This window comes from Flagellimonas sp. HMM57 (assembly GCF_021390175.1).
Lineage (GTDB): Bacteria > Bacteroidota > Bacteroidia > Flavobacteriales > Flavobacteriaceae > Flagellimonas.
This window is the reverse complement of the sequence record NZ_CP090004.1, coordinates 810,164-834,206: the sequence shown is the minus strand read 5'-3', so window position 1 is coordinate 834,206 and position 24,043 is coordinate 810,164. Positions and strand designations below refer to the sequence as shown.

29 protein-coding genes are annotated in these 24,043 nt (G+C 38.8%); 9 read left to right on the top strand and 20 right to left on the bottom strand.

Features of this window, described 5'->3' with window-relative positions; all coding sequences use genetic code 11:
- Window positions 1-78: 78 nt before the first annotated feature.
- From LV716_RS03715 to murI, 3 genes are all read left to right on the top strand, one after another.
- Entirely contained in the window at window positions 79-915 is an 837-nt protein-coding gene (locus LV716_RS03715; protein WP_163416445.1) for an OmpH family outer membrane protein, read from the top strand.
- A gap of 34 nt (window positions 916-949) precedes the next feature.
- Entirely contained in the window at window positions 950-1,459 is a 510-nt protein-coding gene (locus LV716_RS03710) for an OmpH family outer membrane protein (RefSeq protein WP_163416444.1), read from the top strand.
- Window positions 1,460-1,542: 83 nt separating this feature from the next.
- The gene (murI, locus tag LV716_RS03705; protein WP_163416443.1) at window positions 1,543-2,322 is read left to right on the top strand and encodes a glutamate racemase; all 780 of its coding nucleotides are present in this window, start codon (window positions 1,543-1,545) and stop codon (window positions 2,320-2,322) included.
- Here murI and LV716_RS03700 read toward each other — a convergent pair.
- Both LV716_RS03700 and LV716_RS03695 read right to left on the bottom strand, forming a co-directional pair.
- Window positions 2,319-2,816 (bottom strand): dihydrofolate reductase, encoded by a 498-nt coding sequence (locus LV716_RS03700; RefSeq protein ID WP_163416442.1) that lies wholly within the window; start codon window positions 2,814-2,816, stop codon window positions 2,319-2,321. The two genes, murI and LV716_RS03700, sit on opposite strands and share 4 nt — an antisense overlap.
- Window positions 2,813-3,202, bottom strand: coding sequence for a 2TM domain-containing protein (locus tag LV716_RS03695; RefSeq protein ID WP_163416441.1), 390 nt, complete (start codon window positions 3,200-3,202; stop codon window positions 2,813-2,815). The genes LV716_RS03700 and LV716_RS03695 overlap by 4 nt, the downstream gene beginning before the upstream one ends.
- Window positions 3,203-3,256: 54 nt before the next feature.
- On the opposite strand from LV716_RS03695, the gene LV716_RS03690 reads away from it, so the two are divergent.
- Together LV716_RS03690 and LV716_RS03685 are read left to right on the top strand one after the other, a co-directional pair.
- The gene (locus tag LV716_RS03690) at window positions 3,257-4,336 is read left to right on the top strand and encodes an aminotransferase class V-fold PLP-dependent enzyme (protein ID WP_163416440.1); all 1,080 of its coding nucleotides are present in this window, start codon (window positions 3,257-3,259) and stop codon (window positions 4,334-4,336) included.
- Between the two features lie 163 nt (window positions 4,337-4,499).
- Entirely contained in the window at window positions 4,500-4,796 is a 297-nt protein-coding gene (locus LV716_RS03685) for an isoamylase early set domain-containing protein (protein WP_163416439.1), read from the top strand.
- A gap of 24 nt (window positions 4,797-4,820) precedes the next feature.
- Here LV716_RS03685 and LV716_RS03680 read toward each other — a convergent pair whose 3' ends face one another.
- The 5 genes from LV716_RS03680 to LV716_RS03660 are packed head-to-tail and all read right to left on the bottom strand — an operon-like array spanning window position 4,821 to window position 9,509.
- Complete coding sequence (locus LV716_RS03680) at window positions 4,821-5,102, bottom strand: DUF427 domain-containing protein (RefSeq protein WP_163416438.1); 282 nt, start codon at window positions 5,100-5,102, stop codon at window positions 4,821-4,823.
- 3 nt (window positions 5,103-5,105) lie between these two features.
- Window positions 5,106-6,074 carry an L-histidine N(alpha)-methyltransferase gene (locus LV716_RS03675; protein WP_163416437.1) on the bottom strand — a complete coding sequence of 323 codons (969 nt, stop codon included), beginning with the start codon at window positions 6,072-6,074 and terminating at the stop codon, window positions 5,106-5,108.
- A gap of 16 nt (window positions 6,075-6,090) precedes the next feature.
- The gene (egtB, locus tag LV716_RS03670) at window positions 6,091-7,251 is read right to left on the bottom strand and encodes an ergothioneine biosynthesis protein EgtB (RefSeq protein WP_163416436.1); all 1,161 of its coding nucleotides are present in this window, start codon (window positions 7,249-7,251) and stop codon (window positions 6,091-6,093) included.
- 36 nt (window positions 7,252-7,287) lie between these two features.
- Window positions 7,288-8,781, bottom strand: coding sequence for a cell wall metabolism sensor histidine kinase WalK (locus LV716_RS03665; protein ID WP_163416435.1), 1,494 nt, complete (start codon window positions 8,779-8,781; stop codon window positions 7,288-7,290).
- 14 nt (window positions 8,782-8,795) lie between these two features.
- Window positions 8,796-9,509 carry a response regulator transcription factor gene (locus tag LV716_RS03660; RefSeq protein WP_163416434.1) on the bottom strand — a complete coding sequence of 238 codons (714 nt, stop codon included), beginning with the start codon at window positions 9,507-9,509 and terminating at the stop codon, window positions 8,796-8,798.
- Between the two features lie 227 nt (window positions 9,510-9,736).
- Here LV716_RS03660 and LV716_RS03655 point away from each other — a divergent pair, with 227 nt between their 5' ends.
- The gene (locus tag LV716_RS03655) at window positions 9,737-11,491 is read left to right on the top strand and encodes a hypothetical protein (protein WP_233759222.1); all 1,755 of its coding nucleotides are present in this window, start codon (window positions 9,737-9,739) and stop codon (window positions 11,489-11,491) included.
- A gap of 103 nt (window positions 11,492-11,594) precedes the next feature.
- On the opposite strand, the gene LV716_RS03650 is transcribed toward LV716_RS03655, so the two are convergent.
- From LV716_RS03650 to LV716_RS03620, 7 genes are all read right to left on the bottom strand, one after another.
- Complete coding sequence (locus LV716_RS03650) at window positions 11,595-12,017, bottom strand: SRPBCC domain-containing protein (RefSeq protein WP_163416433.1); 423 nt, start codon at window positions 12,015-12,017, stop codon at window positions 11,595-11,597.
- Between the two features lies 1 nt (window position 12,018).
- The gene (locus tag LV716_RS03645) at window positions 12,019-12,375 is read right to left on the bottom strand and encodes a cupin domain-containing protein (protein ID WP_163416432.1); all 357 of its coding nucleotides are present in this window, start codon (window positions 12,373-12,375) and stop codon (window positions 12,019-12,021) included.
- A 62-nt stretch (window positions 12,376-12,437) separates the two neighbouring features.
- Window positions 12,438-12,938: a hypothetical protein gene (locus tag LV716_RS03640; protein ID WP_163416431.1), complete on the bottom strand. Its 501-nt coding sequence runs from the start codon at window positions 12,936-12,938 to the stop codon at window positions 12,438-12,440.
- Between the two features lie 87 nt (window positions 12,939-13,025).
- Window positions 13,026-13,562 (bottom strand): nuclear transport factor 2 family protein, encoded by a 537-nt coding sequence (locus LV716_RS03635; RefSeq protein WP_163416430.1) that lies wholly within the window; start codon window positions 13,560-13,562, stop codon window positions 13,026-13,028.
- Entirely contained in the window at window positions 13,559-13,843 is a 285-nt protein-coding gene (locus tag LV716_RS03630) for an addiction module antidote protein (RefSeq protein ID WP_163416429.1), read from the bottom strand. The genes LV716_RS03635 and LV716_RS03630 overlap by 4 nt, the downstream gene beginning before the upstream one ends.
- Complete coding sequence (locus LV716_RS03625; RefSeq protein ID WP_163416428.1) at window positions 13,840-14,145, bottom strand: type II toxin-antitoxin system RelE/ParE family toxin; 306 nt, start codon at window positions 14,143-14,145, stop codon at window positions 13,840-13,842. The genes LV716_RS03630 and LV716_RS03625 overlap by 4 nt, the downstream gene beginning before the upstream one ends.
- A 77-nt stretch (window positions 14,146-14,222) precedes the next feature.
- Complete coding sequence (locus LV716_RS03620; RefSeq protein ID WP_163416427.1) at window positions 14,223-14,447, bottom strand: helix-turn-helix domain-containing protein; 225 nt, start codon at window positions 14,445-14,447, stop codon at window positions 14,223-14,225.
- A gap of 54 nt (window positions 14,448-14,501) precedes the next feature.
- Between LV716_RS03620 and LV716_RS03615 the strand changes: the two genes are divergently transcribed.
- Entirely contained in the window at window positions 14,502-14,696 is a 195-nt protein-coding gene (locus LV716_RS03615) for a hypothetical protein (RefSeq protein ID WP_163416029.1), read from the top strand.
- Window positions 14,697-14,873: 177 nt separating this feature from the next.
- Here LV716_RS03615 and LV716_RS03610 read toward each other — a convergent pair whose 3' ends face one another.
- The 6 genes from LV716_RS03610 to LV716_RS03585 form a co-directional block, all read right to left on the bottom strand.
- Window positions 14,874-15,698, bottom strand: coding sequence for a thymidylate synthase (locus LV716_RS03610; RefSeq protein ID WP_163416426.1), 825 nt, complete (start codon window positions 15,696-15,698; stop codon window positions 14,874-14,876).
- Window positions 15,699-15,740: 42 nt separating this feature from the next.
- Window positions 15,741-16,100, bottom strand: a complete 360-nt coding sequence (locus tag LV716_RS03605) for a four helix bundle protein (RefSeq protein WP_163416425.1) — start codon at window positions 16,098-16,100, stop codon at window positions 15,741-15,743.
- A gap of 115 nt (window positions 16,101-16,215) precedes the next feature.
- Window positions 16,216-17,721 (bottom strand): NupC/NupG family nucleoside CNT transporter, encoded by a 1,506-nt coding sequence (locus LV716_RS03600; protein ID WP_163416424.1) that lies wholly within the window; start codon window positions 17,719-17,721, stop codon window positions 16,216-16,218.
- 9 nt (window positions 17,722-17,730) lie between these two features.
- Window positions 17,731-18,360, bottom strand: coding sequence for a bifunctional nuclease family protein (locus tag LV716_RS03595; RefSeq protein WP_163416423.1), 630 nt, complete (start codon window positions 18,358-18,360; stop codon window positions 17,731-17,733).
- A 90-nt stretch (window positions 18,361-18,450) separates the two neighbouring features.
- On the bottom strand, window positions 18,451-19,419 hold the full coding sequence (locus LV716_RS03590) for an electron transfer flavoprotein subunit alpha/FixB family protein (RefSeq protein WP_163416422.1): 969 nt from the start codon (window positions 19,417-19,419) through the stop codon (window positions 18,451-18,453).
- A gap of 19 nt (window positions 19,420-19,438) precedes the next feature.
- A complete protein-coding gene (locus tag LV716_RS03585; protein WP_163416421.1) occupies window positions 19,439-20,185 on the bottom strand; it encodes an electron transfer flavoprotein subunit beta/FixA family protein in 747 nt (248 codons plus the stop codon).
- A gap of 171 nt (window positions 20,186-20,356) precedes the next feature.
- Between LV716_RS03585 and LV716_RS03580 the strand changes: the two genes are divergently transcribed.
- Window positions 20,357-21,334, top strand: a complete 978-nt coding sequence (locus tag LV716_RS03580; protein ID WP_163416420.1) for a pyruvate dehydrogenase complex E1 component subunit beta — start codon at window positions 20,357-20,359, stop codon at window positions 21,332-21,334.
- A gap of 154 nt (window positions 21,335-21,488) precedes the next feature.
- Window positions 21,489-23,984 (top strand): DUF5686 and carboxypeptidase-like regulatory domain-containing protein, encoded by a 2,496-nt coding sequence (locus LV716_RS03575; RefSeq protein WP_163416419.1) that lies wholly within the window; start codon window positions 21,489-21,491, stop codon window positions 23,982-23,984.
- Window positions 23,985-24,043: the final 59 nt, after the last annotated feature.

The window sequence follows — 24,043 nt, the reverse complement described above, 5'->3', positions numbered from 1 at the left end:
GTAGCTTCTAAGTAACTCATTTTAAATTATTTAGTTATTTTGGCACGATATTTTCTATGTAACAAAACGGAATCAAAAATGAATACCAAAGTTCTTTTGCCATTATTAGTTTTTATGATGTCCTTGCATGGATTTGCTCAACGAGGAGTACGTATTGGTTATGTGGATATGGAATATATCTTGGAAAATGTTGAAGAATACAGGGATGCGACTGAGCAACTAAACACAAAAGCTCAGAAATGGAAACAGGAAATTGAGCTAAAACAAAGTGTTGTAGAACAAATGAAGAAGGATTTAATGGCTGAAAAAGTCCTTCTAACAGACGAATTGATTGCAGAACGTGAAGAGGAAATTCAGGTTTTGGAAACGGAAATGTTGGATTACCAACAAAATCGTTTTGGTCCTCAAGGAGACTTGGTTTTACAAAAGCAACTTTTAATTCAGCCGATTCAAGATCAGGTTTTTAATGAAGTCCAAAAAATAGGTGGAAATAAAAGATACGATTTTATTTTCGATAAATCCGCAGATGTCGTAATGTTGTATTCCGAAAAAAGACACGATATCAGTGACTTGGTCTTAAGGGAGATAGGTAGAACAAGAAAGGTCAGTAAATCCAATAGGAAAGAGAAGGAAAAAAACCGGTTGGATAAATTTAGGGATGAGGAAGCTGCAGAGGATAAGGAAATTAGTGAAGCTTTAAAAGAGCGTCAGGCAAAAGCCGAACAAGCACAGGGAGAGAAAGCCAAAGCGGCAGAAGATAGAAGGGCCGAGCAGTTGAAATTGAGGGAGGAACGTAAAAAAGCGTACGAGGAAAGAAGAAAAAAATTATTGGAAGAGCGTGAGGCCAAAAGAAAAGCCAAATTGGAAGAACGAAAAAAAGCGCAAGAACAACCAAAGGATTCGATTGAACAATAAAAATTAATTAATACTCAAATAGTAACTTAGAATCATGAAAAATGTAAAGAAGATTGCTGTAGCCATTGTTTTATTTGTTGCAGCTACTGGTTTTGTAAATGCGCAAAGCAAGACAGCACATATAAATGTGCAGCAATTGCTATCGGAAATGCCAGAGATGAAAGCTGCTCAAGCTGAGCTTAAAAAATTACAGGAAACGTACAAGGCAGATATAGAGAGCTCTATGACTGAGCTTAAAAATAAATATACGCAATATTCCAATGAGGCCACTTCCAAATCTGAAGAAGAAAATCAGAAAAGGGCAGTAGAGCTTCAGGGATTTGAGAAAAACATACAGGAAGCTGAGCAGGCAGCTGTTCAAGAAATGCAAAAGAAGCAACAGGAATTGTTCGCTCCCATTTCTGAAAAGGCGAAACAAGCTATCGAAAAAGTTGCTGCGGCACAAGGTTTCGATTACGTCATTGATGCCAGTCCGGGCTTAAGCTTAATAGTTGCTAAAGGGCAAGATTTACTTCCAGCAGTTAAGCAAGAATTAGGCTTCTAAATTTTTGAATATAAAATATGAGAACCGCTTTTTCATTGAAGAAGCGGTTTTTTTGTTTCAATAGCTAAAGCATATATTTGACCATGCTTAAACCTATAGGTTTTTTTGATTCAGGAGTAGGAGGTACCTCTATCTGGAGGGAACTAAACAAGCTTCTTCCATATGAACGTACGGTGTACTTGGCAGACAGTAAAAATGCACCTTACGGAACAAAATCAAAAGAAGAGATAGTAGAATTGTGCATTAAGAATACAGAACTTCTCCTAGAAGAGGATTGCAAATTAATTGTAGTAGCCTGTAATACTGCAACCACAAATGCTATCGAGTATTTAAGGGAGAATTACCATGTGCCGTTTATAGGAATAGAACCCGCAATTAAGCCTGCTGCTCTTCAAACAAGGACTAAAAAAGTTGGTGTTTTGGCAACAAAGGGAACGCTTGCAAGCAGTTTATTTCACAATACATCAAAGCTATTTGCTGAAGGAATTGCAATAATTGAACAAGAAGGTACGGGTTTGGTTGAGTTAATTGAGACCGGTGAAGTCAATTCTAAAAAAACCAGAGCGCTATTGAGAAAATATATAGACCCAATGCTTCAAAAGAATATTGATTGTCTTGTTTTGGGCTGTACCCATTACCCTTATTTGGTACCATTATTACAAGATTTTTTTCCTGATGGCGTTCATATCATAGATTCGAGAGAGGCCGTTGCAAGACAGACAAAAGCTATTTTAGCCCAAAACCAATTACTGGTTAAAGAAAAGGAAATAGTACAACATTTCTTTTATTCCAATTCAAATGTTGAGGTGCTTCAAAACCTTGTAAATGGTGATAATGTTACCGTAGCGTTTAAAGATTTTTAAACCTGTCGCCTACTATAGGTCAAATAGGTAAACTCGTAATTGTGCTTCTCATCCTTTGGGTGATGTTCCTTTTTGACGAGAGCCCAAATACTTTCATCAATTTCCGGAAAGAAAGTGTCTGCCTCAAAAGACGCATGGATTCGTGTCAATTCAATAGTTGTCGCAAATTCCATAGCTTGCTTATAGATTTCACCGCCCCCTATGATAAATGCTTGTTGTGTATTAGCTGTCAATGCAATGGCATCGGTAATGGAGTGTACTAATGTGCATGGGAATTTAGGAACATAAGTTTTATCCCTTGTAATTACGATATGTTCCCTGTTTGGTAAAGCTTTGGGAAAACTTTCCAGAGTTTTACGCCCCATGATGATTTTATGTCCTGTGGTCAAGGCTTTAAATCGCTTAAAATCATCTGGTAAATGCCAAGGGAGGTCGTTGTTTATTCCCAGGGCATTGTTTTCTCCAGTGGCTGCAATAATCGTCAATTGCTTCAAAGGTCTTTTTTTTTATTGATTTTGGATAGCGGAAAATCGGTTTCTATTTCTTTTTGAATTTCAGCGATACGTTGCTTTTGTTTCGCAACTAATTTTTCCCGTTGCTTTCGCTCCCAGTTTTGCCCCATGAACTTATGTGTGACAAAAACATTGAATGCATGAATGGCGAACAAAAACGCCCATAAAAGTATAGCCCAGATAGACCAATCATAGGGGTCACCATAGTTAAGTGCTTTATTGGCAATAACCAAAAACACACACCCGATAAGGAAAATAACAAAATGTGAGAACAGTCGCTTTTTTTGTCGTACACGTTTTTGAGCATATTCCAGAAATTCATGCTGTTCTAAATCAACTGTATCTTTCCGCTTCTTTCTTGATAACATTGAATGGCTATCTTTATAAACAAATATAATCCAAATGGGCTCAAAATAGTAGTAATGCAAAATCTAAGAAAAAAATTTCCCGTCTTAAACCAATGTATCTATGCCAATACCGCTGCAACAGGATTGTTGTATGAAGATTTAATGGAATGGCGTCAAGAGCACGACCTTGATTATCTAATAGGTGGCAGCAATATGAAAATGAAAAGTTTTGAGGTGATGTCCGAGGTGAGGAAAACTGTGGGCGGGTTTTTTCATTGCAAACCAGAAAATATTGCTTTAGTGCCAAATTTTACGTTGGGATTGAATATGGTATTGGATGGACTACGGGAAGAAAAGAATGTTCTTCTGCTGAAGGAGGATTATCCATCCCTACACTGGCCGTTCGAAACTAGGGATTTTACTATTGAGACCATTGATATTGACGAACACCTGGAAGATAGTATTTATGAAAAGGTGAAAACAGGAACAATCGATGTTCTGGCATTGAGCCTGGTACAATGGGTAAATGGTATTAAGATAGACCTTGACTTTTTGAAAAAACTGAAAAAAGAGTTTCAAGACCTTTTGATACTGGTCGATGGTACTCAATTCTGTGGCACACAAGAATTCGATTTTCAGGATTCGGGAATCGATATTTTGGTGACAAGTACGTATAAATGGCTTTTATCGGGTTATGGTAATGGTTTTGTTTTGATAAAGGATGAAGTAAAGCCGCACTTCAGCTTTAAAAGTATCGGTTACGGTTCTGCGGATTGGGATACGGACAAGAAAACAGATATTTCTTTTTGTAAGCATTTGGAACCAGGGCACTTGGACACCCTTAATTTTGGTAGCCTTCAATTTTCCCTCAACTTTTTGACGAATATTGGTATGGAACATATTACGGCCCAGTTGGAAAAGCTGTCCCTAAAAGCTAAATCGGAATTTTCATCATTGGGATTGCTGGAGGAACGCGTTGTGAATAGAAATCAACACAGTACTATTTTCAATATAAAAGGCGATAGGGAGCTTTTTGAGAAGTTGAAACAAGAAAATGTAGTCTGTGCATTACGTGGAAATGGAATTCGTTTAAGTTTTCACTTCTATAACACCGAAAATGAGATAGATGTCATTATGGATATACTTAAATCGTAAGTGTTAAAAATCATTTTTTTGAAAAATCATCTGTTACTTTTGTAAAAGTAATCTTATAGTTAGGTACATTTTATCAATATGATAAATCGACTTTAACTTATTGTAAATAAGGAGTTTTATGTATTGTTTTGCGCTTAATTATAATAAAAAAACTAAAAACGCCATGGCAATAAAAAAACAGTACCTTAAAAGCAAGCCGGTCTGCAAAGTCACATTTACAGTGCCCGCCGAAGAAGCAAAAAAAGTTGCAGTTGTTGGAGATTTCAATAATTGGAACCCTAAAGGAAGCACCTTAAGAAAATTAAAAAACGGTACCTTTAAAGGTACCTTCGAGCTTCCAAAAGAAAATACCTATGAGTTTAGATACTTGGTAGATGGAGCATATGTGAACGACTCCGAAGCAGACCGTTTCCAGTGGAACGATTATGCTGGAGCAGAAAATGCGGTTCTAGAAGTATAAAATAATAGGGTTGCCATTGAAGCACTAAGCTTCAATGGTAACTCCTTTCCAAAAGGCCACTTTTCCTTTTATGGACTTAGCGAGCTCACTTGTCTCTGGATAGTACCACGCAGCGTCTGTGTTTTCCTTTCCCTCCACGGTTATTGTGTAATAAGAGGCAACACCTTTCCACGGGCACGTGGTGTGCGTATCGCTGGGCTTAAAAAACTCTTTTTTAATGCTTTCTTCGGGAAAGTAGTGATTGTTTTCAATAACAACAGTATCATTACTTTCAGCTATAACTGTATTGTTCCAAATTGCTTTCATAGATTATTTTTTAAACACGTAGTTCTTGTAGTTTTTTTCAGAATCGGTGAATTCTGTTAGTATTTTAAGGCTCGCTTTTCTGGCCAACCACGCTACTACAGCATCATCATATTTTTGTGAAATTTCCGTATGAATGGTTTCCCAAGGTTTAAGACGGATTTTCAACGCTAAACTTTCAATGAAGACCTCCTGTTCTTCTTTTGATACCAGGTAACTTTTGGCGGTTCCTGTTTCTGGGTCATAAACTTCCCAATGTAAAAACTTGTCCAAATCAAAATTTGCCCCCATTTCTTTATTGATACGGGCTAGAATGTTCTTATTAAAAGCTTCGGTAATACCTGTTTTGTCATTGTAGGCATCAAGTATGCTCTGTGGATTTTTCTTTTGGTCAAATCCCATAAATATCAAATCTCCTTCATTTATGGAATCTCTCATATTTTTCAAGAATTCAACGGCTTGGGGATGTAATAGATTCCCAATGTTAGAGCCCAGAAAAAGGATGATTTTCTTTCGTCCGTTGGCGTTTCCAATATCCCGAAGCGTATCAAAATAAGTACCCTGTAACGTGTTTATTTCAACCTGCGGAATTTCTTCTTTTAATGATTCTTCCAATTGGTCCAGTGCATTCTGGCTAATATCAATAGGCCTATAGTCAAAAGGAATATTTTTTTCAATAAAATGGCGCAGCAGTATTTTTGTCTTTTTTCCATCACCGGCCCCAAGTTCAAATAAGCTAAAGGGTTCTTCGTTTTTACTGAAAAGCTCCGCAATCTTAGCTTTGTTCTCTTCCAGAATAGTAAACTCACAATCGGTTAGATAATACTCGGGCATTGCCATAATATCTTGAAACAGCTTATCGCCCACTTCATCATAAAAATACTTGGAAGATAAATATTTAGGATAGGCCGTTAGACCTTCATAGACCTCTTGCTCAAAAGCTGAGGTAAACGTAGTGGCTTCGTTGTCTTGCATAAATAGTATGTCGTGATTATTTGGCCAACCTTAAACCGGTAAACTGCCATCTTAATTGGGGGTGGAAAAAATTTCTATAGGTGTGTCTTGTATGTTTTTTAGGTGTTGCCACGGAACCTCCTCTGAGTACTTTTTGGCTCACCATAAACTTCCCGTTGTATTCACCGAGCGCTCCATCGGCTTTTTGGTACTTGGGATAGGGCAGATAGGCGCTTTCGGTCCACTCCCAGCGTTTGCCCCATGGAAAAAATGACTGGGCCGCCTCCCATTCAAATTCTGTAGGGATACGATATCCTTTCCATTGCGCATAGGCAAAAGCTTCAAAATAGGAAATATGCGTCAACGGGGCTTCTTTTTGTATTTTTTGAAGACCTTGTGCCGTGTAATTGTGCCATTCCCCATCAATAGAATGCCAATATAATGGTGAAGAAACTTTGTTTTGATTCACCCAATCCCATCCTTCGGCATGCCAAATATCAAAACGTTGGTAGCCACCAGCCTTTATAAACTCGATGTATTCTTCGTTAGTGACCAATTTATTGGAAATTTCATATGCGGGCAGATATACCTTATGCCTGCCCAATTCGTTGTCATAACAGAAATCATCAGAATTATGCCCTATCTCGTAGATGCCATCTTCTACGGAAATCCAGTCCTGTTGATGGGTTTCTACAGGATGGTCATTAAAGGTGTTGGAATATACAGGCAATAAAGGATTGTTGCCCAAGATGAACTTAATATCGGTCAACAACAACTCTTGGTGTTGTTTTTCATGGTGAATTCCAATTTCCAATAGCGAATTGATCTCATCGGTCTGATTGGTTTCAAAAAACTTTTTGATTCCCGCTGTAACATAATTTCGGTACTCATAGACCTTTTTTACGGATGGTCTGGACAAATTACCTCTATCCGAACGTACCACTCGTTTTCCAACGGTTTCATAGTAACTGTTAAAGACAAAAGAGAAGTCTTCATCGAATAAGGTGTAATTGGTTGCATGTGGTTTCAGGATAAATTCCTCAAAGAACCAGGTAGTGTGGCCTAAATGCCATTTGGGTGGACTTACATCTACCACGGGCTGGACGACATAATCTTCAATTTCCAAAGGTTGACAGATATCCTCAGAGTGCTTTCGGGTCTCCAAAAAGAGATCCAAAAGGGAATCGATAAGAATCATAGCAGTGTTTTACTCTCTAAAGATAAAAAATATGGATTAGTTGACCGAATAAACCGGAAGGCTAAAACTAAAGGAAGTACCCTCATTGGGTTTGCTCAAGACCGTTACGCTACTATCATGTATTTCCATAATTTTCTTCACAATGGCAAGGCCTAAGCCTGCTCCCTCTTTTTCCTTACCTGCTTTGGTCTGCCTGTAACGCTCAAAAATCAGGGCCTGGTTATCTTTTTGAATACCCGGGCCAGAATCTTTTATGGTTATTTCAACATGGTCATCTTCTGTTTTGATTTTAACGATGACCTTCCCACCTTTGGGAGTGAACTTCAACGCATTGTCCATTAGATTTTGAATGGCACGCTCCACAAGGGAAATATCCGCAAATACCAAAGGAACATTGGAGTCCATAGCTAACTGTAGGTCAATGTTTTTCTGTTCTGCCAATATGGAATAGTTTCTGTGGATATCATTGGCGAGCTCACTGATCAAAAAAGGCTCTTTTTCTGGCTGGATTTGATTGGCTTCCAATTTGGAATATTCAAACAATTGCGAAATTAGTTTGGAAAGCCGCTCACTACTTTTTGAAATAATCTTTAAATATTCCCCACGCTCTTCCGATGAAAGTTCCGCATCTTTCATGTGCAATGTTTCAATATAACCCTGTATTACAGATAGCGGTGTTCTAAGGTCGTGAGAAATGTTGGCTATCAATTCTTGCCGAAGTTGTTCCACGGACTTTATTTTTTCAATATCGGATAGAATGGTATCGGCCATACTGTTATAGGTGCTGGCAACATTTGCCAAATCTGTCTTTTCCGCATTTTCTATACGGTATTGCAAATCGCCCTGTTGAAAGCGTTTTGCTGCATAGATAATCTTTCGTAAGCTGCGGGTAAGGTACCAAATGGCCAATATTCCCAGTAGTGTGGCAAAAACCAGGGTCAGTAACGAACCTCCTAGTCCCAATCGCATAAAATAGCTATTGAACAGGTCACTGCGCGTAGCTAAAAAATCCTCACCTGCAAGAATAATGTAGACGTAGCCCTCATGCCCGTCTTTATTGAACTGGGCAGCTGAAAAAATGGTTTGTTTGGAAATATCTTTTGGGTCATCGCCCAGCACATAATTGCTTCCTTTTTCATTGATGAATTGCTCTATGGGGGCAAGATTCACTTTCTTTTGCTTGGTCTCTGGTGCATCATGGTCTAGAACAACGGAATAAAGTACGTTTCCACCCTTATCCAACAGATAGACCTCAATGGCACGGTTTACGGCCATCATATCGTGCATAATATCTCCAAACAAAGCTTTGTTGACCGTTCCGGTAGAATCAAAAGGATGTGTGTCCTTAAACTTTTCGTCTATAAGGTCCTGGGCAAGATTGGCGTGTAAGCGCTGTGTGGTTTCAGAAAAATATTTATTGGAAAGGTAAATGGATGTAATCGTATAGCCTATGCCGGCCAATAGGAGAATTGCCAAAAAAGAAATGGTGAGCTTTAGTATGAATCTAACTGAAAGTATGTTGTTTTTCATATGTAATGGTTTGGTTAGGCATCCATAAGCTCTTCATTAAATTTATACCCAACGCCCCAAGTGGTCAATATGAATTTTGGATTGCTCATGTCCGGTTCAATTTTGGCCCGGAGTCGATTAATATGTGAGTTTACGGTGTGTTCGTATCCTTTAAAGTCGTAGCCCCAAATCATGTTCAATAATTTGGTGCGGTCATAGCTTTTTCCTGGATTGGATGATAAAAGCACTAAAAGTTCAAACTCTTTGGGAGATAGTTCTATTTTTTTTCCGTCCAGCAGCACTTTGCGCATATCAATATTTATGGATAGTGCATCAAATTCCATCAGTTTTGGATTTTCGTCCGAAGCATTTTCCACAATATCCATTTTCTGCCTTCTAAAAATGGCCTTTACCCTTGCTATAAACTCCCTAACACTGAATGGTTTGGTCAAGTAATCATCTGCACCCACTTCCAACCCCAACACCTTATCTATTTCTTCGGAACGGGCGGTAAGCATCAATATTGGTGATTTTATGTTATTGGCCCGTATTTTTTGACAGATTTCAATACCATCCATTTCCGGAAGCATTACATCCAAAATAATAAGGTCGGGATTTTCATTGATTGCCTTTCTAAGTCCTATGTCGCCTCTGGTCGCTGTAAGAATGTTACAGCCCAAATCCTTAAGGTGTATCTCTAAAAGACGAATGATCTCAATATCATCTTCAACAATCAATACTTTTTTCATAATACAACGAATTAAAGGGTAAAATATCACGAAAAGTTCACTGTTCTATATAAACTTTTAACGGGATACTTCTTAAAAAGTCTGTTTTTGCATCAAATCTTTACAAAATAGCATCGATTTTGATGTAAATATCTGGCAATCAATGTGTAATGAATTATGATGCTGATGTGATAATTCTGCAACAACTTCACTCTTCTTTTGTTGAACAATTTAAAAACAAAAAGAAAATGAAAAACTTAAAATCTTTATTGATGCTATTGGGTGTCGGTGTTTTATTGGTTTCCTGTAAGGGGGAAACCGACGATGACAACCCAATTGTATTGGATGCGGGAGTCCTTTCAGGAGGCCCCTTTACTTTTACTGTTGATGGAATTCCGGATATGGTAAGTGGAATTACTTTGGATGCCAATGCTATAGTTGGTAGTAACAGGGGTTATGTAATTACGGACGATGCGGGAACAATTTTGGGATTACCACCAACATTGGAAGCGGTTGAAGGCGTAGATTTTGATGAAGCCGGTGCTGGAATATGCCTTATTTGGCATATTGTCTATGAAGATGGTCTTCAAGGATTGGAAGTTGGTTCAAATACCAGTGGTCTATCTGGGCAGTATGACCTATCTAATTCATTGACTGTTACTAGGAACGGTTTGAACGCAGGTGTGCTAACGGGAGGTCCATACGAATTTATTGTGGACGGGGCACCAGACATGGTCAGTGCTATTGCATTGGATGATGCGTTGCTTACTGGTGATGCTCAAACGTATGTAATCACGGATGATGCAAAGAATATTTTGGGAATCCCACCAACGTTGGAGGCTGTCATGGGTGTTGATTTTGATGGTGCAGGTGTAGGTTCTTGCTATATCTTCCATTTGACCTATTCTGGGGAATTGTCCGGACTGGAAGGTGGACAGAACCTGAACGATCTATCAGGCAATTTTGCGCTTTCCAATTTTGTAGTAGTCAATAGAAATGGGTTGAATGCAGGTGTTCTTTCAGGTGGTCCCTATAATTTTGTTGTGGATGGCACACCGGATATGGTCAGTGCAATTGCATTGGACGCTTCAGAACTAACGGGCGATGCGCAAACTTACGTCATTACAGATGATGCCAAGAACATCTTGGGGATTCCTCCGACGTTAGATGCCGTAAAAGGCGTTGATTTTGATGGTGCCGGTGTGGGCTCTTGCTATATCTTCCATTTGACCTATTCTGGAGAATTATCTGGATTGGAAGGTGGACAGAACTTGAACGATCTATCGGGTAATTTTGCACTTTCCAACTTTGTGGTGGTCAATAGAAACGGGTTGAATGCAGGTGTTCTTTCAGGTGGTCCCTATAATTTTGTTGTAGACGGTACTCCAGACATGGTCAGTGCAATTGCATTGGACGGTACAGAACTAACGGGCGATGCGCAAACTTACGTCATTACAGATGATGCCAAGAACATCTTGGGGATTCCTCCGACGTTAGATGCCGTAAAAGGCGTTGATTTTGATGGTGCCGGTGTGGGCTCTTGCTATATCTTCCATTTGACCTACTCTGGGGAATTGTCCGGGCTGGAAGGTGGACAGAATCTGAATAATCTATCGGGTAATTTTGCACTTTCCAACTTTGTAACGGTCAATAGAAATCCGCTACATGCTGGCAAGATTTTCGGTGGGCCATACACATTCAATGTCGATGGGATTCCAGATATGGTGAGCGGCATTAGATTAGATGATACCAAACTCAATGGAAGTATTCAACGATGGGTAATTACAGACGATAAAAACAACATACTAGGATTGCCACCAACCCTTGAAGCTGTTGAAGGCGTTGATTTTGATGAAGCAGGAGAAGGAATTTGCCTCATCTGGCATATTACTTACGAAGAAGGACTGGTAGGACTCGAAGCTGGTAGTAATCTGTTGTCCGGTTTGGAAGGTAACTACGCCGTCTCTAACTCTATAAGGGTAACAAGAATTAAAGAGCATTAAACAAGTATGAAAAAGAAAATGAGTGGTTTTTTGTTTAATTGTTTCTAAGAGAACACCCAAGTGAAAGCTTGGGTGTTTTTCTTTTTTATTATTAGTCATTTCTTCAATTGTCCACATAGCCTTGATTCCAGGTTCTTTTAGGATCATGATTTCTTAAATCACGATTAAAGTCGGCAACAGCTTTTAAGTTCATAAGAACCGAAACCCATCCGGCATGCACTTCGTTGTAATCGTTTTCAGATACTGCTTCATTGATCAATGACAAATCAGAGCCTCTATTTTCAATAGGTTCAATGTTAAACTTTACAAGCGAATCAAAGTAGTCGATGTGAAATTCCTCATTAGGATTGATTTTTAAAATCTTACTATCATAAGTTTCTCCATTAGGGAAAACAAAATGTATAGTGCCATTATTTTCTTCTGCGCTTTCGGCCCAAAAACTTTTTCTGCCTTCGGGAGTGGTCAGTAAATCAAAAATCCTTTTGGGGTTGGCAATTAGATGTATTTTCCAGGAAATAGTTTTCATTTTAAAATTCTTGTGCAAAAGGTTCTTCGTGTCTATCGCCTCGGGTCGTTGGCTCGGAAATGACCAGAAATTCCAGATTTTCTGGTTGGTCATTTTTAATACAATGCTTTGTTTTTGGTGGAATGTGTATACCGTTTCCTGCTTCAACTTCTATGATGCTATCTTCAATTTCAAAAGTGGCAGTTCCCTTTAATATTCTAAAGAATTGTTGCGAAAACTCATGATAGTGTTTTTGTTCCGATGTGCCCGGAGGCATCAATTCCTCTATAACACTCAAACTTTGGGATTTTACCAAATGCCATCCGCTACAACCATCTCCCCAAGTATAGTGTTCACTATTTTCTTTAGTTGTTTTCATTTTTTTTGGTTGTTGTTTCTTTGGCGAGTAGATTTTCGCTTCAGAAGGATACTGATTTTCTTTCAATTATTTGAGTAGCAACCTTTCAATCGGCCTTCTTTGTTAAGTGTCCAAACATTTATGGTTTTGCTTTTTAACTGATTTTCAAGATTTGGCTCAACTAACTCAATTTCAACAATACAATCAACTGCTATTTTAAATTTTTGCTTTTCCAACAAATAGCCATCTACGTAGATTTCATTAGTTGTAGGAAGTCCAAAAAACTGATTTAATTCCTTTTGGGTTTTGACTTCAAGTTTTTTGGTCATCCTTATAAATACCATGCCATGTTCGGTCAAATTATATAAATCTTGTACTTCTTCATGTCCTTTATATTTTAGTACACTTATTTCCGTTATCGAACTATCTTCAGTTTCAATGATGCTTTCATTCGCAATGATATCATTTCCAATGATTGTAGTGGCACATTTGTTTTTGGCAAATGGTAATTTTTTGTAAGGTTCTTGTGAATAGCTGTTTGCAATAAAAAGAAATAATAACAATACTGTTGCTTTTGTGTTCATGATGTTTCTTTTTTCTTTATCCGTTCCCTAAGTTCGCTGTTGTAAGACCACAATGTAAAAATGGTTTGGATATGAGATTTGATCAGGTTATTCCTTGATTTTCTCAAACCCATAAATGGTAGTTTGCATGCCTGCAATTTTCCATTCGCCGTTCACTTTTTCCATGAGTCGGGTCTCACGTTTGCGCCCACGTAGCGAATCTTGCTGCTCATAGGTGACCCATGCACCGTTTCCGTATAGCCGCACGTCAATACTATCCAATAATTTTGGAACGGGTTCTGGTTCTGGATTTTCCTTAAAAAAAGTTTTTACAAATCCGCTAATTTCCTCCCAACCCACGGATTCGGAAAGTGTATTTTCCGGAAAGTCAAGGTATATCTTAGTGATATCAGGGTCATGAACCCAATTTTCTTGCCAAGCGTCGTAGTCTCTTTGAAAGGCAGCTTTGGTCTCGTTGTTCAGTGTTTTCAAAATGGCCTCTTTCTCTTGGGCAATGATAGTTACTTCATCTGCTAGTTCAGTGGAATTTTTTGTTTCCGCCTGTTTGCAGCTGACGGCGATGCTCAACAGGGTTAATATGTAAATCGACATTTTTATAATAAACGCTGTATTAAATTTACTCATGAAGATATAGGGTTTACTTGAATTTTCCCCCCAATAGCTTTCAAAACCTTTATTACCGTTGCAAATTGAGGTTTGGCCCCATCCGATAAAGCTTTGTAGAGACTGGGTCTGCTCAATCCAGTTTCTTCGGATATTTTGGTCATTCCTATTGCCTTAGCAACATGTCCGATGGCATTGATTATATCTGCGTTATCGCCTTCCTCCAAAACCGTGTTCAAGTATTCGGCAATCATTTCTTTACTGTCCAGATAATCTGCTATATCAAATTTTGAGGTTTTCATTTTTTATCTATTAAGTTTTTCCAAATATCTTTTGCTTTCAAGATGTCCTTTTGCTGTGTGGATTTATCTCCTCCAATAAGTAAAATAACTATTTTCCCCTTTTTCTCTTTGAAGTAAACACGATAGCCTTTAGCAAAATTTACCCCTTTTTCTCGAATTCCATCACCAACAGCTTTACAATCTCCAAAATGTCCGTTGCTTTGAATCTTTTGAATTCTGAACAATATTTTTGACTTGGCTTTCAGTTTTTTTAGTTTTCTAAACCACTTGTCAAATTCAATTGTTTTCTCAATAAAGAACATTCAGTGTGTATCTATTTGGATACAAATTTAAGATTTTTTGTTGAAAGCTTTTATCTATTATAAATGGGTAATACCCTTTAGAAATCAAACAAATCTTTAAGTTCTATGTCTAGGGCAGTAGCAATTGCCTTTAAAGTACTAATCGTTGTATTGATGGTTCCTTTTTCAATTGAGTTTATTTGACTACGGGACACATTTGATTCATAGGAAAGTTCATAGGTCGAGATGTTTTTTTGGGTTCTGATATCCTTAATTCTTTTACCAAGGCTTTTCAGATAGTTATCATCTCTAATTTTTGTCATGGGGCCAAAATGACATTTTTTGTTTACATTTATAGACCTATATATAGTACTATAATGCTAAAAGAAAAACAGATAAGGCAATTGGAGAGTTTAATCAAAGAAAGCTATGGTACAGCTTCACAATTTTCAGATGTACTGGATTTAGGAATTGAAATGCTTTTCTATTTAGAGGAAGATGCTTTTGAAAAGAAAGATGTCCAAAATGTGGTGGCAGCGATGAGAGGGGTGGTTGGTGTTTTGAGAAATTGATTACTTGTATTCATTTTTATATCCAATACTTTTTGAGATTTTGATGATAGCTGCTTTCGAAAATATTTTATACTTAGTTAGATTGTACCTCATTCAAGTATTTGTTTACCAATTTATGTGAGATATAAAAATGATTCACATATTCAAAGAGAATAAGAAATTATAGCTTTCATTTTATTAAATCGCCACAACTCCCTTAATATGTGGATGTGGGTTATAGTCTACCAACTCAAAATCATCAAAAGTAAAGCCAAAAATATCCTTTACTACAGGGTTCAGTTTCATCTTGGGCAAAGGTCTGGGCTCTCGGCTCAATTGCAGTTCCACCTGTTCCATATGGTTGTTGTAGATATGGGCATCACCAAAGGTGTGTATAAAATCACCGGGTTGGTAACCACATACTTGGGCCATCATCATCGTAAACAGGGCATAAGAGGCAATATTAAAAGGCACGCCCAAAAAGATATCCGCACTACGTTGGTACAATTGGCAGGACAATTTGCCATCTGCCACATAAAACTGAAAAAAGGCATGGCACGGGGGCAAAGCAGCTTTGCCTTGCGCCACATTTTCGGAGAAGGAAACGGAAGTATCGGGCAATACGCTCGGATTCCATGCAGAGACCAACATCCTACGGCTATTGGGGTTGCTCTTTAAGGTAGCCACGATTTCCTTGATCTGGTCGATTTCCTCACCGTTCCAATTGCGCCATTGGTGTCCGTAAACCGGGCCCAAATCACCATTTTCATCGGCCCACTCGTTCCAGATACGCACGCCGTTTTCTTGCAAATAGCCTACATTGGTATCCCCTTTTAAAAACCATAACAGTTCATGTACAATGGATTTTAAATGTAGTTTTTTGGTCGTCACCATGGGAAAACCTTCGGAAAGGTCGAACCGCATTTGATAACCAAAAACGCTAATAGTTCCTGTTCCCGTTCGGTCACCTTTTTGGTTCCCGTGTTCCAAAACGTGGTGTAGTAAGTCGTGGTATTGTTTCATAATGAGGTTAAAGGTAAAAGGTGAATTGGAAAGGTCAAAGCGTTATTTAGATGTGTTATTATATTTTATTAACGATGTGATTCTACGTTGCAAAAGTTGGATGCTGTTGATGATGGATTTTGTCTGTTCTGGTGCTATAAATTGTAAATCTTCACAAAGAATCAAGTGGGTTTCCAGTTCATAAGATGACCCCAAACTTATTTGAAGAAATCTTGCAAAATCATTACTGGAGTTTTTTCCACAACCTTCGGCAATGTTGGCTGGAATGGAAACTGCACATCGGTTTATCTGTGAGGAAAAACCGTATTTTTCGGTTTCTGGAAGTGTTGCGGTCAAGCTGTAGATTTTTTTGACCAATACCCTTGCTTCTTTCCAAACCTCAAGCCCTCTAAAATTTCTCATCACGATTATCGTTTTAAAAATTAGAGGTTGATATTTATTTTATCCAAAAAGCTTTCACCTAAAGCCTTTGATCCATGTACCCTTCACCCTTTACCCAGCAAAACCCTTTACCCAATTATCCAAGAATCATCCCAGCAATGGTAGCTGAAAGTAGTGAAGCCAGTGATCCACCCAAAACGGCTTTCATGCCAAATTCGGATAGGGTTTTACGTTGACCGGGGGCCAATGGGCCGATACCGCCAATCTGGATGCCGATAGAAGCAAAATTGGCAAATCCGCAGAGCATATACGTGGCCATGATCACAGATTTATTATAAGTGAAATGTAGACTGCTGGCCATATTTTTTAGTTCAGCAAGCTGGATATAGCCCACAAACTCACTAGCGGCCAACTTAATCCCTAACAGTTGCCCCATAAGTGTCATATCCTCGCTGGATACTCCTATTATCCACATGAGCGGAGCAAGAAGGTATCCTAGAATAAACTCTAGGGATAAACTTTCATATGGAGTATTGGCAGCTATTATTTCATTTAAGGAAGTAAAATGCCACAGGAAATTGATTTTTTTAATTGCAATTCCATCAAACCCTGCTATACCTCCTAAAATACCATTGACCATAGCAATGAAGGCCATAAAAACCAATAGCATTGCGCCTACGTTTAGAGCCAATTTCAAACCCTCTGAAGTTCCGTTGGCGATGGCATCCAAAATATTGGCACCAATTTTTTCTGTGGATACTTTTACATCGGTATTTACTTTTTCGGTCTGTGGGTATAAAATTTTGGAAATAACAATAGCTCCGGGCGCTGCCATTACCGACGCAGCCAATAAATGTTTTGCAAAAACCAATCGTAATGCGGGGTCATCCCCACCCAGAAATCCAATATAAGCAGCCAATACTGCTCCGGCCACGGTGGCCATTCCCCCGATCATCACCAAAAGGATTTCTGATCGGTTCATTTTTTCCAAATAGGCCTTGATCAATAATGGAGCTTCGGTCTGACCTAAAAAGATGTTTCCGGCAATGGAAAGGCTTTCAGCACCAGAAATGCCCAAAGACTTGGTGAGCAACCAAGCTAAGGCCTTCACTACTTTTTGGATAATGCCCAGATAATACAAAACCGATGTCAATGCCGAAAAGAAGATGATGGTGGGCAATACCTGAAAGGCAAAAATAAATCCGAAGGTATCCATATCCTTAACAAGGCCTTCAAACAAGAACTGACTCCCAGCTTTTGTGAACTCTAAAATTTCAACGAAAATCCCTCCTAATTTTTCAAATACAAATTGAACAAAGGGAACTTTCAATACCCCAATGGCAATGAGCAATTGAAGTGAAAGTCCAATTCCCACCGTTTTCCAGTTGATGGCTTTTCGGTTGGAACTAAAAAGAAAGGCAATAAGAATCAATACCGACATACCCAAGACTCCACGCCACAGACTATTTAGGGAAAAGCCTTGACTAGGTATAATCTCCTGTGTCTGGTTTTGGATACTATCGTCAATGATAGTAGTATCAGCAACAACGTTCAACGAATCCGCTGGGAGAATAGTTTGACCAAAAGTGGCAATACTGGCAAATAATAAAAGTAGTAAAAAACCTTTGGTTTTATTCCCCATATAGATGGTCTATTTGCGCTTGGATATTTCGTCCCTTACTTTTGCAGCCTTTTCGTAGTCTTCGTTGGCAACTGCTTTGTCCAGTTCTTTGTGGAGTTCTTCCAATGTAAGCTCCCGATATCCTTGTGATGATGCCCCGGATTCAATTTCCACAGTTTCACCTTCCTGTAGTATTTCGTCCACTACAATGCTATCATCATCATTATCTTCGTTTTCTTTTGAGGAGAATTTCAAGAAGATTCCCGCCTTATCTAAAATAGTCTTGTAAGTGAAGATGGGTGCATCGAATCGCAAGGCCAATGCAATTGCATCGCTCGTACGTGCATCTACGATTTCCTCTACCTTATCTCGCTCACAAATAATACTTGAATAGAATACGCCGTCCACAAGTTTATGAATGATGACCTGTTTTACCACAATGGCAAAACGATCTGCAAAATTCTTGAAAAGATCATGCGTAAGAGGCCTTGGAGGTTTTATTTCTTTTTCCAATGCAATTGCTATGGATTGCGCTTCAAAAGCACCGATAACAATTGGGAGTTTTCTATCCCCATCAACTTCATTTAAAATAAGGGCATATGCACCATTTTGTGTCTGGCTATAAGATATCCCCTTTATTTTTAATCGTACTAAGCTCATATCATCTTCCTAAAACCAAATAAGGCTGTTCAAATAAGTGGCGATACCAGTTATCTGAACAGCCCCTTGCAATGGGCAAATTAACAAAAATTAAGCGTTCTGGGCTTTAAATTCTTTTAATTTTTCGATGAGTTCCGGAACTACCTCGAAGGCATCACCGACTATTCCATAATCTGCAGCCTTAAAGAAGGGCGCTTCGGGGTCATTGTTGATGACCACTTTGGTTTTGGATGCACTGACTCCAGCTAAATGCTGAATTGCTCCAGAGATACCTATGGCTATATAAAGATTGCTGGCAACCGGCTTCCCTGTCTGGCCAACGTGTTCGCCGTGTGAACGCCATCCTAGGTCGGAAACAGGCTTGGAACATGCCGTAGCTGCTCCAAGTACATCTGCCAATTCTTCTATCATTCCCCAGTTTTCAGGTCCTTTTAGACCTCTACCTCCTGAAACAACGACATCGGCATCGGCAATGGTGGCCTTTCCAACAACTTTGTCCACTTCAACCGATTTGGTGGCGAAATCCGAGTCGCTCAATGAAGGACTGAAATCCTCAACTGAAGCCGAAACGGAGTTCTCATGAGTGCCATAAGCGTTATTGGAAACACCAATAATTTTAGTTTCTGAATCAATTGCGGTATGAGCAAAACCTTTATTACTGAATGCTGTTCTCTTAACTACAAAAGGCGAAGTGCTCTCTGGTGCGGCAACAACATTGGGCACATAGCCTGCGTTCAATTTAGCTGTTAGAATGGGAGCCAAGAATTTGGTGTCCGCACTGGAACTTATAATGATAATCTTTGCGCTTTCCGCTTCGGCAACCTGAGCTATTGCATTTGCATAGGCCTTGGCATTAAAAGTATCCAGTTGGTCGTTGGTGACCTTAACAACTTTGGAAACACCATAAGTTCCCAATGAATCCTCATTGTCGGAATTTATGGAAACAGCGGTAACCGTTTCACCTAATTCCTGTGCGACCTTATAAGCGTAAGAAGCCACTTCGAAAGCATTCTTTTTATATTTCCCTTTATCTGATTCGGTATAAACTAATACTGACATATTTTTTTGATTCTGATTCTTAAATGACTTTAGCTTCGTTATGCAATAGATTGACCAATTCGTCAATGTTTCCAGCATCAACCAGCTTTACAGGACCTTTGGCAGCTGGCTTTTCAAATTTTTGGTCTTGTGTCGGTTTTGGAGCTTCAACGGGTTCCAAAACACTCAATGCCTTTTTTCTTGCCATCATTATGCCGCGCATATTGGGAATTCGCAAGTCACTTTCTTCGACCAACCCTTTTTGACCTCCTATGACCAATGGAAGGGTCGTACTTATTTTTTCTTTTCCGCCGTCAATTTCCCGCATTGCAGTTGCATTGTTGCCATCAATTTCTAGACTTATACAGGTATTTACAAAATTCATATCAAGTAACGTGGCCAAAATTCCTGGAACCATACCACCGTTATAATCAATGGATTCTCTACCTGCTATTACAAGGTCGTACCCTCCATTTTTGACTACTTCTGCCAATTGTCGGGCAACAAAAAAACCATCGGTTGGCTCAGCATTTATCCGTATGGCCTCATCTGCACCAATAGCGAGCGCTTTGCGTATGGTGGGCTCTGTTTGTACTCCGCCCACGGTAGCAACATGTACAGTTGCTCCTTGTTTTTCTTTGAACCACATGGCGCGGGTCAATCCAAATTCATCATTTGGGTTGATTACAAATTGAACTCCGTTGGTATCAAACTTGGTGTCCCCTTCTGTAAAATTGATTTTTGAAGTGGTATCCGGTACGTTGCTAATGCAAACTAAAATCTTCATATACTCTTTAGGTTTAACATTTCAAAGATAGCTATAAAAATACAAAATTTATTATGCATGCATAATAAATTTTGTTCTTTTTTTTAGTTTTTGACGCTCCGTTATTCCTGTATATTTTCCTATTTTTGCTTGCATTTTTAATGTGCCAACTAAGTTTAATTAGTACTATTGATGAAAACACTACAGTTTAGACAAGCTATCCAAGAGGCAATGTCCGAGGAGATGCGAAAAGATGATACCATATATTTAATGGGTGAGGAGGTTGCTGAATATAATGGAGCTTACAAAGCTTCTAAAGGTATGTTGGATGAGTTTGGTCCAGAACGTGTTATCGATACGCCTATCTCTGAATTGGGTTTTTCAGGTATCGGCGTTGGTTCGGCCATGATTGGTAATCGACCGATTATTGAATTCATGACCTTTAACTTTTCCTTGGTGGGGATTGATCAAATTATCAATAATGCGGCTAAAATCAGACAAATGTCTGCAGGTCAGTTTCCCTGTCCAATTGTTTTTAGGGGACCAACGGCTTCTGCAGGTCAATTGGCGGCTACACACTCACAAGCTTTTGAAAGTTGGTTTGCAAACTGTCCTGGCCTAAAGGTTGTAGTGCCATCCAATCCAGCAGATGCCAAAGGATTATTGAAATCGGCCATTCGCGACGATGACCCCGTTATTTTTATGGAATCTGAGCAGATGTACGGTGATAAAGGAGAAGTGCCAGAAGGAGAATTTACCATTCCGCTAGGTGTTGCCGATATTAAAAGGGAGGGAACAGATGTAACTATAGTATCTTTTGGTAAAATCATAAAGGAAGCGTACAAAGCCGCCGATGAGTTGGAAAAAGACGGAATAAGCTGTGAAATAATCGATTTGCGTACAGTACGTCCAATGGATTACGAAGCTATTTTGAAATCAGTTAAAAAAACAAATAGATTGGTAATTCTTGAAGAAGCGTGGCCTTTTGGCAATGTTGCTACGGAGATTATCTATCACGTTCAGGACAAAGCTTTTGATTATTTGGATGCACCTGTGGTAAAATTAAATACAGCAGACACTCCAGCACCCTATTCTCCAGTTTTATTAGCAGAATGGTTACCCAATCACAATGATGTGGTCAAGGCGGTCAAAAAAGTATTATATAAATAACTTACTTATATTTGTAAGGTATATAGCCTCTTCGACCTACGTTGACGAGGCTTTTTTTTAAGGAACGGTATTTGATAAAAAAATTACTTTAAAACCAAATCGATAAATTTTAAAAATCCTTTACAGGGTTTTTGCATGTTCCACATACCTAAAGATGAATAGATTCCTCCAAATTTTTCTTTTCCTAACATTTTGTTCAGTTTTCTCCCAAACCAAAGTTGGTGGTATCGTAAAAGACGAATCGGGGGCGCCAATTGCTTTCGCCAACATTATCTTTAAAAATTCCTCCGAAGGAACCATTACCAATGATAATGGTCGTTTTTATCTCGAATCAGATGAAACGTATGATACGCTTTTGGTGTCTTTTATCGGATATGAAAATGAAGAGATCGCCTTACAACAAAAGGTAAGCTACAACATGGAAATTACGTTACGGGAATCTACTGAGCAATTGGCAGAGGTTGTAGTGTATACTGGAAAACAGTCTAAAAAGAATAATCCTGCTATCGATATCTTAAAGAAAATTTGGGCAAAGAAGCGACAGAATGGAGTGCGTCAATTCAAACAATATCAATATGATAAATATGAAAAGCTGGAATTTGACCTAAATACGATCGATAGTGCATTGATAAAAAGCAAACTCTTCAAAGGATTGGAATTTGTGTTTCAGGATTTGGACACCTCTAGAATAACGGGCAAGACCTACTTGCCTATTTTTTTGAACGAGAGCTTCTCCAGGGTTTATGGCGACAATATTATAAAACAAGAAAAGGAAGATGTTCTGGGCAATAAGAATGCTGGTTTTAGTGGGAATCAATCGGTCACTGCTTTTGTTGAAGATTTGTACTCTGATTATGATATCTACGATAATTACCTGAAGTTTTTCGACAAGAGTTTCACCAGTCCATTGTCAAAAACAGGTGTGGATACCTATAACTATGTGCTTTCGGATAGTACTTTTATTGATAACAAGTGGTGTTATAACATTATCTACTATCCAAGGCGAAAAAATGAATTGACATTCAAAGGGGATTTTTGGGTAAGTGATACTACCTATGCCGTTAAAAAAATCAACCTTCAGGTAACCAAGAGCGCTAACATAAACTGGGTAAAGGAAATTTACATAGAACAAGACTTTGACGTTGTTAACGATTCGGTCTTTTTGCTGAAGCGAGATTATATGCTAAGTGATTTTAGTTTCTCCAAAAAAGAAGAATCTCGTGGTGTATATGGCAAACGTACTACAGTCTACGACAACTATCAATTCAACACCACGCATCCGGAAGAATTCTACAAAGCAAAATCTGATCCGTATGATCCTAGGGTATTTACAAGGGATAGTACATTTTGGAAAAATGCACGCTTGGAACGGCTTAATGACGATGAGTCTGGAATATTCAAGATGCTCGATACACTAAAAACCGTTCCAAAATTTAGAACATATTACGACATTGTAAGCATTTTGGGCTCGGGTTATATCGAAATTGATAAATGGAACATTGATATAGGTAATATTTACAGTGTGTTTGGTTTTAATGATGCCGAAGGTATACGAACTAGACTTGGTGCAAGAACCTATTTTGGACAAAACGATACATGGCGGCTTGAAGGCTATATGGCCTATGGATTCAAGGATAAAAAGGCGAAGCACGGATTTTCGGCCAAGTTCCTTTTGGATAGAAAGACCAGATTGATTCTATCCGGCGGTAATCGAAGGGATATAGAGCAATTAGGGATAAGCTTGACCAGTACAAATGATGTTTTGGGCAGAAGCATAGCCTCCTCTGCTTTGGTTACCGTAGGGGCCAATGACCGCCTTACCAACATTAATCTTTCTACCTTAAATTTTGAAATGGAGCCTGCTACAAATTTCAGGGTTAGGGTCGGAGGTTCATTCAGGACATTGAGTTCTGCATTGCCACAAGCCTTTAATCTGGACTATATAGACCCAAATGCTCCAAACGGAATTTCTTCAGAAGTAAAACAGTTTGACATTAATACAACATTTATCTACACTCCTGGTAAAAGGACCATCGGCTATGGTGTGGAACGCAATGAAATCAATGATGACTACAGTACCATAATTTTTAATTACACCAAAGGTATAGATGGATTCTTGGAGAGTGATTTTGATTATGAACGTATCCAGTTTTCGTACAGACAGCCATGGCAAATAGGAGGTTTTGGTAGATTGACCAGTAGTGTAGAGCTCGGAAAGACCTTTGGAGAAGTACCATTGAGTTTATTAAGTGTGGTGCCAGGAAACCAAACGCTCTTCTCGTTGTACAATACATTCCCGAACCTTGATTTTTATGAATTTGTTACGGATACCTATGCAACGGTGCATTTGGAGCATAACTTCAATGGTCGTCTTTTTTCAAGAATACCTTTCTTACGAAAGTTGAATTTAAGGGAGATCGTTGGGCTTAGAGGAGCATGGGGGCAATTATCAGATGAAAATATAGCGCTAAATTCCCCTACCAACGTTCCTTTGATTGCGCCAGATGACCAAATCTATTGGGAATATTCCTTTGGAATAGGCAATATCTTCAAGATATTCAGGTTGGACTTCAACTTTAGGGGAAATTATCTTGATAATCCAAACGCACGTCCGTTTGGTGTTACCGGCACCTTCGGATTTAATTTTTAATTAATGCTTAGGGAGCAATTTCTTTATCCTATTCCCTACATACTCGTTACTTTTGCAAA